This is a genomic window from Salinisphaera orenii subsp. halophila YIM 95161, assembly GCF_003732545.1.
GTDB classification, from domain to species: Bacteria; Pseudomonadota; Gammaproteobacteria; order Nevskiales; family Salinisphaeraceae; genus Salinisphaera; species Salinisphaera orenii_A.
Genome location: NZ_AYKF01000036.1, coordinates 1 through 766 on the forward strand (window position 1 = coordinate 1; position 766 = coordinate 766).

General features: G+C 59.1%; 1 pseudogene. It reads right to left on the reverse strand.

From position 1 onward, the window contains the following. Nucleotides 1-696: pseudogene (locus tag SAHL_RS02950) on the reverse strand (transposase); the annotation flags it as partial. Between the last annotated feature and the right edge of the window lie 70 nt (nt 697-766).

Here is a 766-nt window from a genome sequence, read left to right on the forward strand (position 1 = left end):
ACTCGTGCGTGGCGTCGTCGACGATGCCCAAACACTTGATGGCACGGCCATCGGCGAGCCGATCGAACACAAAATCCATCGACCAGACTTCGTTCGCTCGAGCGGGACGTATCAATGGCTGCCGGTCGGATATCGGCACCTTCTTTCGGCGTCTTCGTCGAACCTGCAGGCCTTGCTCGGCATAGAGTCGTTCGACGCGCTTGTGGTTCACGGCCCAGCCGGCCTGGCGGAGCTTGAGATAGATCATCGGCGCGCCATAGCGTCGATAACGCTGTGCCAGACGTAGAATCTCAGCCCGCAAGCGTTCGTTCTGATCCGGTGTCGGCTGATACCGGAATGCGCTAGCACTCATCGCCACCACGGCCAGCGAACGTCGTTCGCTCAAGCCGCGCTGACCCATGAACCGCACCAGCTCGCGCTTGGCTGCTGCGGTTACCATTTTTTTCGCAAGGCCTCGCGCGTGACCTCGTTTTCGAGCATCGACTCGGCTAATAGCCGCTTCAAGCGACTGTTCTCGGCCTCAAGCGCTTTCAGTCGCTTGGCATCCGAGACGTCCATGCCGCCGAACTTATTCCGCCAGGTGTAATAGCTCGCCTCGGAAAAGCCGTGCCGGCGGCACAGCTCTTTAACGGGCGTACCGGCCTCGGCCTCCTTCAAAAAACCGATGATCTGCTCTTCGGTATAGCGCTTCTTCATGTCCAATCTCCAGGCTTTGGGTGATTGGACTCCAGATCGACGTGCTACTCAATAGCGGGGGATGGTCGGT